The sequence below is a fragment of the Rhodococcus sp. (in: high G+C Gram-positive bacteria) genome (assembly GCF_049591685.1).
In the GTDB taxonomy this organism is placed as follows: domain Bacteria; phylum Actinomycetota; class Actinomycetes; order Mycobacteriales; family Mycobacteriaceae; genus Rhodococcoides.
Map to the genome: position 1 here is coordinate 1 of NZ_JBAWFH010000156.1, position 2,497 is coordinate 2,497.

2 protein-coding genes are annotated in these 2,497 nt (G+C 63.4%); both read left to right on the forward strand.

Annotated features, from left to right (window positions below):
- Window positions 1-1,051, forward strand: a 1,051-nt coding sequence (locus tag WBQ44_RS06590; protein ID WP_495565922.1) for a S1C family serine protease, incomplete at its 5' end; no start/stop codon positions are given.
- Between the two features lie 89 nt (window positions 1,052-1,140).
- Window positions 1,141-1,638 (forward strand): MogA/MoaB family molybdenum cofactor biosynthesis protein, encoded by a 498-nt coding sequence (locus tag WBQ44_RS06595; RefSeq protein ID WP_495565923.1) that lies wholly within the window; start codon window positions 1,141-1,143, stop codon window positions 1,636-1,638.
- The last annotated feature ends 859 nt before the right edge of the window (window positions 1,639-2,497 follow it).

The following is a 2,497-nucleotide window of genomic DNA, read 5'->3' on the forward strand; positions in this document are numbered from 1 at the left end:
GTCTAATTCGCTCAACTCGACGGTGACTGCGGCACAGCCTGCGGCGAACGTTCCTGACGGATCCATTCAGGCCGTGGCGAACAAGGTGCTGCCCAGCGTCGTGCAGATCGAGGTCACCGGCAATCAGGCAGAGGGCGAAGGATCGGGTGTCATCCTGTCCTCCGACGGACTCATCCTCACCAACAACCACGTCGCGACGGGTGCAGGCGCCAACGGCAAGTTGACCGTCGCGTTCTCCGACGGCACGACGGCCGAGGCGACGCTCGTCGGCGCCGATGCGGTGTCCGACATGGCCGTCATCAAGGCTGAAGGGCGAACGGACCTGACGCCGATCGAACTGGGCTCGTCGGCCAACCTGCAGGTAGGCCAGCAGGTGGTGGCCATCGGCTCGCCTCTCGGCCTCGCGGGAACGGTCACCACCGGCATCGTGTCTTCTTTGAATCGTCCGGTGTCGACCAGCGGTGAGTCGGGCAACCAGAACTCCGTGATCGACGCCATTCAGACCGACGCCGCCATCAACCCGGGTAACTCCGGTGGAGCGCTCGTCAACACCGAGGGGCAGCTCATCGGCATCAACACGGCCATTGCGACACTCGGCGGCGGACAGTCGACCGGGGCGCAGAGCGGCTCGATCGGCCTCGGCTTCGCAATCCCGGTCGATCAGGCCAAGCGCATCGCTGACGAATTGGCCACCACCGGCAAGGCCACGCAGGCCATGATCGGCGTGCAGGTCCCGTCCCAGGACGACGCGAACGGCGCGACGGTCGTCGAGGTCCCCGCGGGTGGTCCGGCGGCTGCGGCAGGTATTCCGACGGGCGCGGTCATCACCAAGGTCGACGACAGGACCATTTCCAGCGGCGACGCGCTTATCGCAGCCGTGCGGTCGCACGCCCCCGGTGACTCGGTGAAGATCACCTACACCGAAGGCGGTAACGAGAAGACCGTCGACGTGACACTCGGAACTGCCGAGCCCCAGACCGGGTCGGTGCGGGCACCGTCCGAGCAGCAGCAATCGCCGTTGCAGATCCCAGGCTTTCCCGGAGGTCGATGATGTTGTCCGATACCGATCGAGTCGCGACGGTTGCCACGATTTACGCACAGCGTGAGTCCGCCGCAGGCTCTCCTACTACGGTAAGCACCATGGAACTCGAGGCACCTCTGGCTGGGCGAGCGTTGGTAGTGATCGTCGACGATCGGACCGCGCACAGTAACGAGAAAGATTCGACCGGCCCCTTGGTCACGGAACTCCTCACCGAAGCCGGTTTCTTGGTCGACGGCGTCGTCGCTGTCACCTCCGACGAAGTCGACGTGCGGAACGCGCTGAACACCGCGGTCATCGGGGGAGTCGACCTCGTCGTCTCCATCGGTGGAACCGGTGTTTCGCCGCGTGACGTGACGCCCGATGTGACAGCTGAGGTTCTCGACCGTGAGATCCCGGGCATCAGTGAGGCCCTTCGGTCGTCCGGGCTCGCGGCCGGGTCGCTCGACGCGGGCCTGTCCCGTGGGCTCGTGGGCGTCTCCGGCAGCACGTTGGTGGTCAACCTGGCATCCTCGCGCGCTGCCATTCGCGACGGCATGGCCACATTGACGCCGCTGGCCGGTCAAGTAATTGCCGAGCTGTCCGGTTTGAACGACTAGGCAGCTCTATGTCCGACGAAGGGCAGCGCGACAACGACGATGCGAGCCGGGCCCGCGAGAAGCGGGCTCGGCTCGCTCGTGTTTTCGGGGAGGTTCTTCCGGAGTCGACCGGCGACGATCGGCCCGAGGGGACAGATGGCCGGTCTGCCGATTGGTTCGAGCGAGAGCGTCCACCGCACCACCTGTGATGTGATCCACAACACATTTCTATACAGGAATCACAGTTTTGTTAGTTGATCGTTTACCTGGCGTTAGCGATCGGCGGCGCGGAAGGTGCGCCTGGAGGCGTATGAGGTCCGACCATTTGGAGCGGTTGTAGATTCAAGCGTATTGGCGGTGTGGACGCCGGGATGCGACGTACGCGCTCTTCAGGGCATATTTACGAACCGGTGAGGTTTGTAACGGATCAGCAACGGCGGCGATGCCCGTGATTGCGGTTACTCCTCGGTAGCTGTGAAAGCCGTTCACATGCACGAAATACATCACAGTTCAGCAGCATTCGGCTCGCAAACGTAGGGATTGTCACGATCCGGTATCTCCTCTAATGTTCCCCTCAGCTTCTGGCAGAGGGCGTGGGCAACACGCTCGATGCGCTCGTGCCAGAACTATGAGGAACCTGATCGTACGATCTAGTTCTGCTCGGGGATCTCTGGCGTTCTGCTGGCGTGACACGAGGGTGAAAGCCACAAGCTTCCCGTGCAGATGCGCTGGGACTGAACATGATGAGGAAGCAAATGACGGAGATCCAGACGTCGCGGCGCAGCCGGGGACTCAAGTCCATGAGCGCAGTGGCATTCGCCGGCGCATCGGTTGTCGGCCTGGTGCTCGGTACCGGAACCGCATCCGCCGCAGTCGACAG